Annotated in this window: 12 protein-coding genes; all 12 read right to left on the bottom strand. The window is 43.5% G+C overall.

The annotated features are described in order from the left end of the window. Window positions 1-16: 16 nt before the first annotated feature. On the bottom strand, window positions 17-562 hold the full coding sequence (hslV, locus tag JKM87_RS01345; protein WP_202077062.1) for an ATP-dependent protease subunit HslV: 546 nt from the start codon (window positions 560-562) through the stop codon (window positions 17-19). Window positions 563-686: 124 nt separating this feature from the next. After that, entirely contained in the window at window positions 687-1,583 is an 897-nt protein-coding gene (gene xerC, locus JKM87_RS01340; RefSeq protein ID WP_202077061.1) for a tyrosine recombinase XerC, read from the bottom strand. Between the two features lie 57 nt (window positions 1,584-1,640). After that, complete coding sequence (gene trmFO / locus JKM87_RS01335; protein ID WP_202077059.1) at window positions 1,641-2,960, bottom strand: FADH(2)-oxidizing methylenetetrahydrofolate--tRNA-(uracil(54)-C(5))-methyltransferase TrmFO; 1,320 nt, start codon at window positions 2,958-2,960, stop codon at window positions 1,641-1,643. 21 nt (window positions 2,961-2,981) lie between these two features. After that, window positions 2,982-5,054, bottom strand: a complete 2,073-nt coding sequence (gene topA, locus JKM87_RS01330) for a type I DNA topoisomerase (RefSeq protein WP_202077057.1) — start codon at window positions 5,052-5,054, stop codon at window positions 2,982-2,984. 128 nt (window positions 5,055-5,182) lie between these two features. Continuing rightward, the gene (gene dprA / locus JKM87_RS01325) at window positions 5,183-6,283 is read right to left on the bottom strand and encodes a DNA-processing protein DprA (protein ID WP_202077055.1); all 1,101 of its coding nucleotides are present in this window, start codon (window positions 6,281-6,283) and stop codon (window positions 5,183-5,185) included. Between the two features lie 231 nt (window positions 6,284-6,514). After that, window positions 6,515-7,432 (bottom strand): succinate--CoA ligase subunit alpha, encoded by a 918-nt coding sequence (gene sucD, locus JKM87_RS01320; RefSeq protein WP_202077052.1) that lies wholly within the window; start codon window positions 7,430-7,432, stop codon window positions 6,515-6,517. Window positions 7,433-7,447: 15 nt separating this feature from the next. Beyond that, complete coding sequence (gene sucC / locus JKM87_RS01315; RefSeq protein ID WP_202077050.1) at window positions 7,448-8,608, bottom strand: ADP-forming succinate--CoA ligase subunit beta; 1,161 nt, start codon at window positions 8,606-8,608, stop codon at window positions 7,448-7,450. A 187-nt stretch (window positions 8,609-8,795) separates the two neighbouring features. Continuing rightward, entirely contained in the window at window positions 8,796-10,400 is a 1,605-nt protein-coding gene (locus JKM87_RS01310) for a YifB family Mg chelatase-like AAA ATPase (RefSeq protein ID WP_202077048.1), read from the bottom strand. 53 nt (window positions 10,401-10,453) lie between these two features. Then, window positions 10,454-10,846, bottom strand: a complete 393-nt coding sequence (locus JKM87_RS01305) for a YraN family protein (RefSeq protein WP_202077046.1) — start codon at window positions 10,844-10,846, stop codon at window positions 10,454-10,456. Beyond that, entirely contained in the window at window positions 10,839-11,159 is a 321-nt protein-coding gene (locus tag JKM87_RS01300) for an EscU/YscU/HrcU family type III secretion system export apparatus switch protein (RefSeq protein WP_202077044.1), read from the bottom strand. Before JKM87_RS01300 ends, JKM87_RS01305 begins: the two co-directional genes overlap by 8 nt. Continuing rightward, entirely contained in the window at window positions 11,156-12,412 is a 1,257-nt protein-coding gene (locus tag JKM87_RS01295) for a hypothetical protein (RefSeq protein ID WP_202077041.1), read from the bottom strand. Before JKM87_RS01295 ends, JKM87_RS01300 begins: the two co-directional genes overlap by 4 nt. Next, complete coding sequence (locus JKM87_RS01290; protein WP_202077039.1) at window positions 12,409-13,206, bottom strand: ribonuclease HII; 798 nt, start codon at window positions 13,204-13,206, stop codon at window positions 12,409-12,411. The genes JKM87_RS01295 and JKM87_RS01290 overlap by 4 nt, the downstream gene beginning before the upstream one ends. Window positions 13,207-13,231: the final 25 nt, after the last annotated feature.

Genomic DNA, 13,231 nt, shown 5'->3' with positions numbered 1-13,231 from the left:
ATGACCAGCCCCTCTCTTATTCCAATACTTCGGTCACAATCTGGTTATTGGTGTAAACACAGATTTCTCCAGCTACGGTGAGGGCAGCTTCCGAAATGTCTTTGGCCGTTAATTGTGGTGAGTAACGTTTCAATGCTCTTCCTGCCGATAGGGCATAGGCACCACCTGAACCGATCGCTAACACACCGTCATCTGGTTCAATAATCTCCCCCGTCCCTGATACGAGCAGTAGGTGCTCCTTATCCATCACGATCATCATTGCTTCTAATTTACGAAGCATTTTATCTTTTCTCCAGTCCTTGGCAAGTTCAACTGCCGCACGCTTTAAACTTCCGTGGTACTCTTGAAGTTTACCTTCGAACATTTCGAAAATCGTGAGTGCGTCAGCTACGGATCCAGCAAAACCAGCAACAACTTGCCCGTGATATAATCGTCGCACTTTCTTCGCTGAATGTTTCATCACCATCGCTTGCCCCAGTGTGACTTGCCCATCACCCGTCATGGCAGATTGACCATTATGCTGTACTGCAAATATTGTTGTTGCATGAAACGACTGTTCCACTTTACATCCCTCCCTTGAAGATGAGACCCGTCTTATCTATTCTTTAGTCATCAGCCTTTTTATCTCATTTACCCACAGGTCGTATTGAGCACGATCATGCCATGTTACGATGCTATCTTTGCCGCTAAGAACGTGGGTGCGCTTGACGATAAACTTCTCTAAGACGGTCGTTGCTAATATGGGTGTATATTTGTGTAGAAGAGATATTAACGTGTCCCAACAACTCCTGTACTGTACGTAAATCTGCTCCACCTTCTAGTAAATGGGTGGCAAAAGTGTGTCGAAGCTTATGTGGTGTGATCCGTTGTGTGATTGATGTTTGTTTGATCAAATCATTTAAAACACGTCGAACACTCCGATCTGTCAGTCTCCCCCCACGGTAATTGAGGAACAAGGCATCTTGTTCCTCTTTCATTAGTTGCTTTCTCCCTTTATTCAAGTATTGCTCAATTGCATCAATCGCAAACTGTCCAAGAGGGACATAGCGTTCTTTTGCTCCTTTTCCATAAACGAGCGCAACACCAAGGTCCAGGTCAATGTGTGACACATCCATACCGACTAGCTCACTCACTCGCACGCCTGAAGCGTATAATGTTTCCAGAATGGCTTTATTTCTCTGCCCTAATGGATGACCCGAGTCAGGAATAGCAAACAGCGCCTCTAAATCTTGGACAAAAAAATATTGCGGTAACCGCTTTTCTAATTTTGGTGTAGAGACAAGAGAAAAAGGATTAACCTCCGTATATCCTTCTCTCGTTAGATATTTATAGAAACTGCGTAAGCTTGAGCATTTTCGCGATATGGTTTTCCTCTCGTATGACTTCGTGTGTAATGTCGCCAGGTATTTTCTTATATGAACATAAGAAACAGCAGCAAAATCAAGAATGATCTGCTGCCTCATAAAATGCGCGAAGTCTTGAAGGTCTTTTACATAATTTTGAATGGTATATTGAGATGCATTTTTCTCGACTTGTAAATACTGAACAAAATCGTCAAACCATCTCTGTTGCTCATGGTTCATTTCATCACCCTCATTAGCAACTTAATCTTACCATACCTTCATTTTTCGTAGCAATATTTAGTTGTGTATATTTTGTGAAAAATTCTGAATAGTATCTAGTGCACGATTAGCGATAGCTGAGTTTCGCTCTCTTTTGTTTTTAATACGCTCGGGTAATGGTGGAAACAAGCCGAAGTTTGCGTTCATCGGTTGGAAGTTATCCGGTGAAGCACTTGTAATATAGTGAGCCATACTCCCAAGTGCTGTTTCATGAGGAAACGCTACCGGTTTCTCTCCCTTGGCTAAACTTGCTGCATTAATGCCAGCGATCAAACCAGAAGCCGCCGATTCCACATAACCTTCTACCCCCGTCATCTGCCCAGCAAAGAATAGCGTTTCTCTATCTTTGTATTGATAGGTTGGATGTAACAATCGAGGAGAATTGACGAAGGTGTTTCGATGCATGACGCCGTAACGGACAATCTCTGCATGCTCTAACCCCGGAATCATACGAATGACCTCTTTTTGGGCTCCCCATTTCAAATGGGTTTGGAATCCAACAATATTGTATAACGTCCCTGCTGCGTTGTCTTGACGTAACTGTATCACAGCGTAAGGCTGTTCACCCGTTCTCGGATCAACAAGACCGACAGGCTTTAACGGACCAAAGAGCATTGTTTTCTTTCCTCTTTTGGCCATGACTTCTAATGGCATGCAGCCCTCAAAATAGATTTCCTTCTCGAACTCTTTTAAAGGGACACCTTCAGCAGCGGTTAAAGCGTCGTAAAAGGCTTCAAATTCCTCTTCTGACATCGGACAGTTAAGGTACGCCGCTTCCCCTTTGTCATAACGAGAGGCTAGAAAAACTTTATTCATATCAATGGAGTCCTTCTCGATAATGGGCGCTGCTGCGTCATAGAAATAAAGATACTCTTCACCGGTCAATGCTTTTAATTCATTTGATAGGCTCTCAGACGTTAAGGGACCTGTGGCCACAATCGTGATCCCGTCTGTTGGCAGCGACGTCATTTCCTCTCTATATACGGTGATATTAGGATGTTCTTGAACCTGGCTGGTGACATTGGCTGCGAATTCTTCTCTATCCACTGCTAATGCCCCACCGGCAGGAACGGAACACCTATCTGCTGAACCGATAATCACGGAGTCTAGGTGTCTCATTTCTTCCTTTAATACACCCACAGCATTTGTCAGTTGATTGGCTCTTAATGAATTACTACAAACCAACTCGGCAAAGTCTTGTGATCGATGGGCTGGTGTTTTTCTCACGGGACGCATTTCATAAAGATTGACAGGGACACCCCGTTTAGCGATTTGCCACGCTGCCTCACTTCCTGCTAATCCCGCTCCTATCACATTTACTGCTGTTTGTTCTGCCATACTGTTCGACCCTTTCTTCCCCTACAATTGTGTTTCTTCGTAGTCACATTCAACGCATTTGACTTTTGGATCTTTCTTACTCTTCTTTTGGACTAGCATATGCTCACATTTTGGGCATTTACGAGCAATAGGTTTATCCCATGAAACAAATTCACAATTCGGAAATTCGCTACAACCGTAGAACGTTCGTCTTTTCTTACTTTTACGCTCGACGATTTTTCCTTTTTCACACGAAGGACAATCCACACCAATTTCTTTCATGATTGGCTTTGTGTTACGACAGTCTGGGAATCCGGAGCAAGCTAAGAATTTTCCGTAACGTCCAAGTTTGTAAACCAGATGTTTGCCGCATTTTTCACAGACTTCATCTGAAACTTCGTCTTCAATCTCTACTTCCTTCATTTCTTCGGCGGCTACGTTGACACGTTTTTCGAAGTCCTTATAAAAGCCGTCTAAGATCTGCACCCAGTTCTCTCTGCCCTCTTCTACTTTATCTAGGTGATCCTCCATGCCGGCTGTAAAGGACACATCAAGAATCTCAGGAAAAAATTCACTCATGAGTTCAATGACAATTTCTCCTAATTCTGTCGGTACAAAACGACGGTCCTCTAAAGAGATATAACCACGTTTTTGAATGGTCTCAAGGGTTGGCGCATATGTGGAAGGACGCCCAATACCGAGCTCTTCTAATGTGCGAACGAGCCTTGCCTCAGTATAACGCGGAGGTGGCTGCGTGAAGTGTTGTTTCGGTTCAATGTCCTCGACTTTCACTTCTTCACCCTTGCTCAATTCAGGTAGAAGTTTATTTTCTTCTTTTTTACCTTCGTCGTTGCCTTCAACGTACACTTTCATGAACCCTGGAAATTTCACTTGTGAACCAGTGGCCCTAAAAGTCACACCGTTAGCATCAAGGTCTACCGTCATGGTATCGAGTACGGCAGGTGCCATCTGGCTAGCAATAAAGCGTTCCCAAATCAAACGATATAAGCGAAGTTGGTCCCTGCTTAGGTACTGCTTGATGGACTTCGGATCGTATTGAGCTGAAGTGGGACGGATGGCTTCGTGAGCATCCTGAGCATTTTGATTCTTTTTGGCCTGCTTTTTTGAAGATGAAACAAACGCTTGACCAAAGTTCTCCTGAATATATTCTGATGCCTCTTTTTTAGCTGTTTCTGATATACGCGTCGAATCTGTACGCATATACGTGATTAAACCTGTAGTGCCTTGTTTCCCTAGGTCTATCCCCTCATACAGCTGTTGAGCTAACATCATTGTTTTCGCAGCTCTAAAATTGAGCTTTCGCGCTGCCTCTTGTTGTAGTGAGCTCGTAATAAACGGTGGTGCAGGGTTTCTACGACGCTCTTTCTTCTGTACAGACTGTACAATAAGGGGTTGGTTCTCCATTTGCTTAAGGACCCGTTGCACTTCTTGCTCATGAGGTAAATCGGCCTTCTTACCGTTTAACCCATAGAACTTTGCTTCAAACGGATTATCATTGGCGTTCAATGAAGCTGTAATACTCCAATACTCTTCCGGTTTGAAATCCTTGATTTCATTCTCACGGTCAATGACCATTTTAACTGCAACTGATTGGACACGTCCAGCACTGAGTCCTTTCTTTACCTTTTTCCAAAGAATAGGACTAATGTTGTACCCGACAAGGCGATCGAGGATTCTTCTCGCCTGTTGCGCGTTAACGAGATCCATATTAATTGAACGCGGTTCCTTAAAAGCTTCTTTGATCGCATCCTTTGTTATTTCATTAAAGACGACTCGACAGTCTGATTCAGGATTTATATTTAAGCTGTATGCGAGATGCCAAGCAATCGCTTCCCCTTCTCTATCGGGGTCGGCCGCGAGATAAATACGCTTAACTTTTTTTGCTGCATCTTTCAGCTCTTTTAATACACTTCCCTTTCCACGTATCGTGATATATTTAGGATCGAAATGGTTTTCAATGTTCACACCCATTTGGCTTTTGGGTAAGTCACGAACATGACCCATGGACGCTTTGACGATATATTTTTTTCCTAAGTATTTGCCGATAGTCTTGGCTTTTGCGGGAGATTCTACAATCACTAAGGAATCAGCCATGAGATGTCCTCCCCCTCTCATGTGTAATAAAAATCTTCTTCATTATGAAACAATTATCTTTCATTTGTCAAACGTTCTCTTTTCTTTATGTCATATTATGACGTCGTTTATATGACTCTTAATTGCCTTCAAGCCTTGTGATAGTATGATCCAGGTAAGGCATGAATTAAACCTTTCATTTCTAAACGTAGAAGCACTGATGTTAATTCTGGCACTGAAAAGGCACCTTTATTAAGCAAGTCGTTAAAATGTTGTCTTTCTTGTAGGTTGTTCAGTATTTCTTTTTCTTTATCATCGACCAGTTCTGAGGGATTTAATCCTGTCTCAAACGAATCATGTTTCTGCGGTATTAAGTAGTCGGGTAATTCTTCTAAAATATCTTCCACCTGGATTACGAGTTTGGCACCATGTTTCTGAATCAAGAGGTTGGTTCCCTTAGATTGTTGGTCGAAAATAGAACCGGGTATAGCAAATACCTCTCTCCCTTGCTCTAGTGCTTGGTGAGCTGTGATTAACGAACCGCTTTTTTCATTCGCTTCAACGACAATGGTACCAACTGACAGACCAGAAATAATACGGTTCCGTCTAGGGAAAAAACCAGGGTGTGGGCGCGTGCCGGGGGGATACTCAGAAATCATTAACCCTTCTTTTACGATTTGGGAGTAAAGAGAGCGGTGTTGCTTAGGATAAATAACATCAATCCCTGATCCGAGAATTGCCACTGTTCTACCTTTATGACGTAGCGCCTCCCAATGACTAATGGAGTCGATCCCTAAAGCCATACCACTAGAAATGACGAATCCATGCTCTAAGAGTGCTTTTACAAATCTTTGAGTGATATGTTTTCCATAGGTAGAAGCCTTCCTTGACCCGACAAAAGCCATGGAGGGGTCATGCCATAAATCACGGTTTCCTATTGTATACAGCACCCAAGGTGGGTCATATATATTTTTTAATCGTTCAGGATATGCATCGTCTAATATGGTTGTCACGGTTATATTTTTGGTCGCCCATTCTTTTAAATATGTGTTGACTCGCGCTGGCTCGTAGTGATGCTCTAAAGACTGACACTGCTTTGGTGTTAAGAACGAAAAAGTGTCTTTCCAGTGGGAAGCTGACCACTTGCCCATTTGTGCTTGATCATTTTCAAATCCTTGCTCTAGGAGCGCGTGTACCGTTTTCCACCCTATGTTCGGTACGAGTGTGAGTGCAATGAGTGAATCCCGCATGTGTTGCCCCTTTCTACTATTATATATGTAAAGATATAGGAAAAAACTTGAACCATTAGGAGTTTCTACATGATTGAGTGAATCCCTTTTATGAATTTAAAAATGACTCTCTGGAAATTTAAGAGAGCTGTAAAAAAAGCTGCCCAAAGGTTAATATACTTTGGAGCAGCTTTTAAATGACATATATTAAGTTAATTGCTCTTTAAGCTCATCGTGCATTGTTTCCAAGTATTAGCCTACAGGATGAGTGACACACTGATCAAGAAGCCCTTTCTCCTCAAGAACCCCGACTAATGTCTCACCCATAACGGCAGGTGTTTTGGCCACTTTGACACCACAAGATTCTAATGTTGCAATTTTTTCATCCGCTGTACCTTTCCCACCAGAAATGATGGCACCCGCGTGACCCATGCGTTTTCCTGGAGGTGCTGTTTGACCACCGATAAAGCCAACAACCGGCTTGGTCATGTTTGCTTTAATCCATTCAGCCGCTTCCTCCTCGGCTGTACCTCCGATTTCCCCGATCATGATAACGGCATGCGTATCAGGATCTTCGTTAAATAATTTCAGCGCGTCGATAAAATTAGTGCCGTTAACTGGGTCGCCACCTATACCGATCGCTGTAGACTGACCTATTCCTCTAGTTGATAATTGGTGTACCGCTTCGTAAGTTAATGTACCACTTCGAGAAACAACACCTACGTGACCTTTCTTATGAATATATCCGGGCATGATACCAATCTTACACTCCTCAGGTGTAATAACACCAGGACAGTTTGGTCCTACGAGGCGTGTTTTCTTCCCTTCCATATAACGCTTAACCTTCACCATATCGATGACAGGGATCCCTTCCGTAATGACAATAACCAAGTCCAGTTCAGCGTCCACTGCTTCCATAATGGCGTCAGCACAGAACGCAGGTGGAACATAAATCACACTAGCCGTTGCACCCGTTTTTTCTTTAGCTTCTTGAACTGTATTAAAAACTGGTAGATTAATATCTTCAATAACTGTGCCACCTTTACCCGGTGTGACAGCGCCAACCATCTGGGTCCCGTACTCAATCGCTTGCTTTGTATGGAAAAGTCCTGTAGAACCCGTAATACCTTGACCAATAACTTTTGTATCTTTATTAATAAGGACACTCATGATTTTACCGCCTTTCTATTTTACTAATGAGACAATTTTTTCTGCACCGTCTGCCATGGATTCAGCTGCAACAATATTGAGTCCTGACTCATTTAGAATCTTCTTACCTAACTCAACATTGGTTCCTTCTAGACGTACAACGAGTGGTCGGTCCAAGCCTACCTGTTTCGCTGCTTCTACAACACCCTCAGCAATAACGTCACACTTCATGATGCCGCCAAATATATTGACGAAAATCCCTTTAACGTGCTCATCAGATAAAATAATCTTAAAGGCTTCTGTGACCTTCTCTGTCGTTGCTCCGCCACCTACATCTAAGAAGTTTGCGGGATCACCGCCAAAGTGCTTAATAATATCCATCGTCGCCATCGCTAGGCCAGCCCCATTGACCATGCATCCGATGTTACCGTCTAATGCGATATAACTTAGATCATATTCTGAAGCCCTAATCTCTTTTTCATCTTCTTCTTCTAAATCTCTTAATTCTAAAATATCAGAATGCCTGAATAGTGCATTAGAATCAAAGTTTAGTTTAGCGTCTAGAGCCATCACATTACCATCACCCGTCACGACAAGTGGGTTGATTTCAGCCATAGAGCAGTCTTTGTCCACAAACGCTTCATATAAGCCCATCATAAACTTGACAGCCTTGTTTACAAGTTTAGTAGGAATATTAATGGCATAAGCTAGTTTTCTCGCTTGGTAAGGCACTAACCCCACTGCAGGATCAATGACTTCTGAGAATATCTTTTCAGGCGTGGCAGCTGCGACTTCCTCAATCTCAGTACCACCTTCTTCTGACGCCATCATAACGACACGCCCCGTGGCACGATCCACAACAACACCAACGTAATATTCTTGTTGAATGTCACACCCTTGTTCAATAAGTAAACGCTTAACTTCTTTACCTTCTGGTCCAGTTTGATGTGTCACCAATACTTTCCCTAAAATTTCAGAAGCGTATGTACGTACTTCGTCTAGGTTCTTAGCAACCTTAACGCCTCCTGCTTTCCCACGCCCACCTGCGTGGATTTGAGCTTTGACAACGTTGACTTCGGTTCCTAATCCTTTGGCAGCCTCAACCGCATCATCTACGGTGAATGCCACTTTCCCCTCTGGAACGGCAACCCCATATTGTTTCAGAACTTCTTTCCCTTGATACTCATGGATATTCATTTCTCATCCTCCTATCCGATGACAGTCACTGTGTAATTGCTTCCATATATCAGCTTACAACATTCCTTAAATTTTGTCGAACATCAATATTGTTCATCATGCCCTTCGTGACCTAATTGTTAGCGTTTTACATTTTAAAGTAAACGATATGCTTTTGTTTCGTAAGCCATGGGGTTAAGGTTTCCTTCTATTTATGCAGGCGAACCTCTCTCTTTCCTTGTAGACGGTCTAAAGAACGGTAGTGAATGGCCTCAGAAATCGCTTTTTCGTCTATACTCTCCGTGCCGTTTATATCGGCGATGGTACGGGAGATTTTTAATAGTTTATGATAGCCACGAGCACTGAAAGACAGTTGTTGATAAGCCAAGTTAAGTAACTCTTTGGCGCCTGTGTTCAGTCGACATTCACGTTTGATTTCCGCAACGGAGAGCGCCTGATTAGGTTTGTTATTTTTCGTACGCTCGCGTTTGAAGGCCAGGCCTTGTTCGATGCGCTTAATCATGTCTTTGGTTTCGTTTTGTGACGCATCGATACGCCCACTGTTGTTTATTTCATTATCTTGTATATCTGCTATGGGAACTAAGGGGACTTCTAGATGTAGATCAATCCGATCAAACAAAGGACCTGATAGTTTCTGTTGGTATCGCTCAACTTGTGCGGCGGTACATGTGCATGTATGGTGCATGTCTTCGTGTCCGTAGTAGCCACACGGGCATGGATTCAAGGCTAGAATCATCAAAAATTGGGCAGGAAAGGCATAATGTTGGTTCCCGCGTGTAAGGGTAATTTCACCTTCCTCTAAGGGTTCTCGTAACGCTTCAACCACTTCACGCTTAAACTCAAGAAACTCGTCTAGGAATAAAACGCCCTGGTGAGCAAGACTAATTTCTCCTGGGTTAATGGGGACGCCTCCTCCCACCATCCCCGCTAGTGTAATCGTATGATGAGGTGCCCGGAAAGGACGATCACGTATTAAACCTTGTCTATCCTTCAGATAGCCCGCTACACTGTAAATACGAGTGACCTCTAGTGCTTCAGTTTCTTTTAACGCCGGAAGTAACTGTTGAAAACTTTTGGCGAGTAATGTTTTCCCACTCCCTGGCGGCCCAACCATTAACATATGATGCTGACCACAGGCTGCCACTTCAAAAGCTCTCTTCACGTGCTCCTGACCCCGTATGTCTTCCATAGAGGTCAAAGATGGATTGAGCTGAATATGGTCCTCTTGCTGTGTCATGGTATACGTATGTGCCTGAGCAGCGCTCATCTCTTTATTCAAAAGTTGCACCACCTGTTTCAAACCATTAACGGGTATGACATTAACGCCCTTCACGATACTTGCTTCTTTATGATGGTATACGGGTAAAAACACATGGTTCATGTTGTTTTCCTTTGCAGCAAGCACCAAAGGCAGGATGCCATGGCTCGACCTTGTCGAACCGTCTAGTGCGAGTTCACTAATAAACAGACTATTTTGGATACGGGCTTGGGCTTCGTCATCCAAGCTTATCTGCTTATCAGCGATAAGGATACCTAATGCGATGACCAAATCATAATAGGACCCATCTTTTCTGACATGTGCAGGTGCCAGGTTCACGGTAATTCTACGATGCGGGAATTCAAAACCACTGTTTTTGATAGCAGAACGCACACGCTCTTTGGCCTCTTTTAGAGCGGACCCCGGTAATCCAACAATATCAAAATGAGGTAATCCGTTTGAAATGTCCACTTCGACTTCAATTAATCTGCCATGTAAGCCGTCTAAATGTGCGGTAAAACATCTTACATACATAATTTGTCTCCTTTTTCCGTATGCCTCTCAAGTCTAACCATGTCTAACCATGTCTAAAAAGCTTGTTCATAACGGTACAGCTGTGCCGTACGCTTACGTTTATTAATATAAATACACACCACATCAAACTGGACAGCGTCATGTTTTTGATTAGAGTACTGCTGTAAGTAGCACTCACTGACTCGCCTGATGGTTTGCTGTTTGTCTCTATGAACGGACTCCTCTGCAGTTCCGAAGGCTAGTGAGGTTTTTGTACGTACTTCAACAAAGTATAACGTATGATCTTTTCTTAAAATTAAGTCTATTTCTCCGAAACGACACCTGAATTGTCTCTCTATAGTTTGATAACCTAACGCTTCATATGCTTCCATAGCCAATTTCTCACCGTAATGACCTATTTTTTTGCGCTGATCCAAACGAGGGACATTGCCATTGACGTTACTCATCCGTAGACTGACTCCGATCCTGCCCGATGTGAGAATCCTGTTTCGCTTGGGATTCTAACTGATAAATCAGGGCGAAAATTTCGGCCATGATTTGATACAGTTCAGGTGGAATGACGTCATCTATTTCAAGCTTTGAGAGTACCTCCACAAGGGCAGGATCTTCGTGAATAGGGACATCGTTTTCTTGTGCTAACTGAATCATGCGTTCAGCTAAGGATTCTTGACCTTTCGCTTTTACAACGGGGGCGTCATCCGTGTGCTGATCATAACGTAAGGCAATCGCCTTTTTAGCGTTTGGTGTATGCCGACTCATAAGCGAATATCCACTCCCTGTGTCAACTGTTTATACGTCTGATAACTCTTTTCAGTCGTTTGCGCTTCTTTTTGCTCCCATTTAAGCTGCGATAAATGGTAGCCCTCTTGCTTAAGGGCTTCATACATGTTTTTTTGGTGACGATCAAGCCATGATTGGCCAACTTCACTTGGTAAGGTCGGATGAAAGATGGACACGGATACGACCTTCGCTTGAATATTGATGTCTAAACAAATGTCCTGCAACGTCGGTAGATTGAGATAAAACACGAGACGACAGTGGTCCGGGTTGACATGCCCGTCCGCCTGGGTTTGCCCTTCTAGTTGTCCATAAACAGGGATAGGCTGTTCAGAAAGCATGAAAGGCAATTGAAATAAGAATTGGTACCCTTGCTGCTGTTCGTGAGTCAATAACAGTTGTTGTCCTGTGATGTAAGACATCATTTGTGTGGCACTCGCTTTTACTTGAGCAGACATGTTTGTATCTTGCATTAAATGAAACAAAAGTTGCTTAACATGAGGTGGTTGGGAAGTTTGATCTAACACGCCTTGTGATGCGTTGACACCAGCTGTAAGAATTTGTTTTCGTAGCTGACTTTCATTATCTAAACCCAACCATTGAAAAAATTGAGTTGGATTCATCGACCGGGGTGGCAACGGGAGCTGCTGCTCAGTGGAGAGCTGTCGATTCAAACCGATTAACTGATCCATTAACGATGGGCCAAATAGAAACGTGCGTACAGCCTGAAAGGTCTCTTGAGTCAAAGGGACCTTCTTAAGCATCAGCGTTTTGATTGTCGTCAACGCTTGCTGAGAAGGTTGACTTTGAATAAGCGGCAGCGCTTGTTGAAGCCCCCTTTTAGACAAGGGAACATGCTCTGTAATGAGATATTGCAATAATTGTTCTGCCTGCTTTCCACGCCCGAGTTGAAAATACTGCATGAGGTCCTGAACGTTCGTGCTGGGATAAGAGGTGGGAGTCGAAGGGATTAGCTTCAATTGCACGGGCTGGGTATCGGTTGATTGGACTTGAAACCAAGAAGCGCGCCCGGCCGTTAAAGGCACTTCTAGTTTAGCCTGAATGGTCGCCTTCCCATCGACTTTAAGGACAGCTGTTTGATCAGGTAATAGCCTTAACACCTCCCCCTGTACCATTTGTCCCGCCCTCAATGTAAGGGGAGTGACCCTATTTGGTGACGAGGTTTGAGGTTGTGTGACCTTCTGAAGAAAGTGCGGTAACCATGAATGGATCATGATTGCTCTCCTAAAGTGATCGTCATCTGCTGTTGGATAAAGCTTTTTCGATGTATAGGCGTAGGACCCTTTTCGTTAAGTGCTTGCCAGTGTTCTTTGGTTCCATAGCCTTTATGTCGTTCAAAGCCATATTGTGGATATAAGTTTGCTATTTCCTCCATCCAGCGGTCTCTTGCTACTTTGGCGATGATAGAAGCGGCTGCAATTGATACGGAGTTAGCGTCTCCCTTCACGATTGAACGGCTAGGGTATGAAAGATGAGATAAACGCACGGCGTCAATGAGCGCATATTCAGGCTTCATCGTCATCGTCGTTAATGCATCTTTCATCGCTTGGACGGTGGCTTGATAGATATTCATTCTATCTATGTCCTTAGCGTCGACAAAAGCGATATGATAATCAAGGGCGTGTTCTCGTATGTATGTGTCATATGTCTCTCTATCCTCTTTTGACAATTGCTTTGAATCATTGATACCCACGAGTTTAAAATCCTGCGGCAAGATAACAGCTGCTGCAACCACCGGGCCTGCTATAGGCCCTCTCCCCACTTCATCTACACCGGCAATGAAATTGTACCCTTGTTCTCTTAATTCTTTTTCGTGGCGCTGTATGTGCTCCCAATGTCGTTCTCTTTCCTCCTTTAGCTGAATGCGTCTTTCCCAAGACTGTGCCAACCGTTTGACCCCTTGGCGACCATCTTTTTCCAACGCTTTGAGGTGTTGAACAACATGCTCCTCTGCCGTATTGTCTAACCAACTTTTTATTTCTTTTATCGTCATATTTTGGAATTTCATCTTGACTCTCCCATTTTACTCTTTC

It is taken from the genome of Caldalkalibacillus salinus (assembly GCF_016745835.1).
In the GTDB taxonomy this organism is placed as follows: domain Bacteria; phylum Bacillota; class Bacilli; order Caldalkalibacillales; family JCM-10596; genus Caldalkalibacillus_A; species Caldalkalibacillus_A salinus.
Note: the sequence above shows the minus strand (reverse complement) of the source record. Positions and strands in the feature narration are given on the sequence as shown.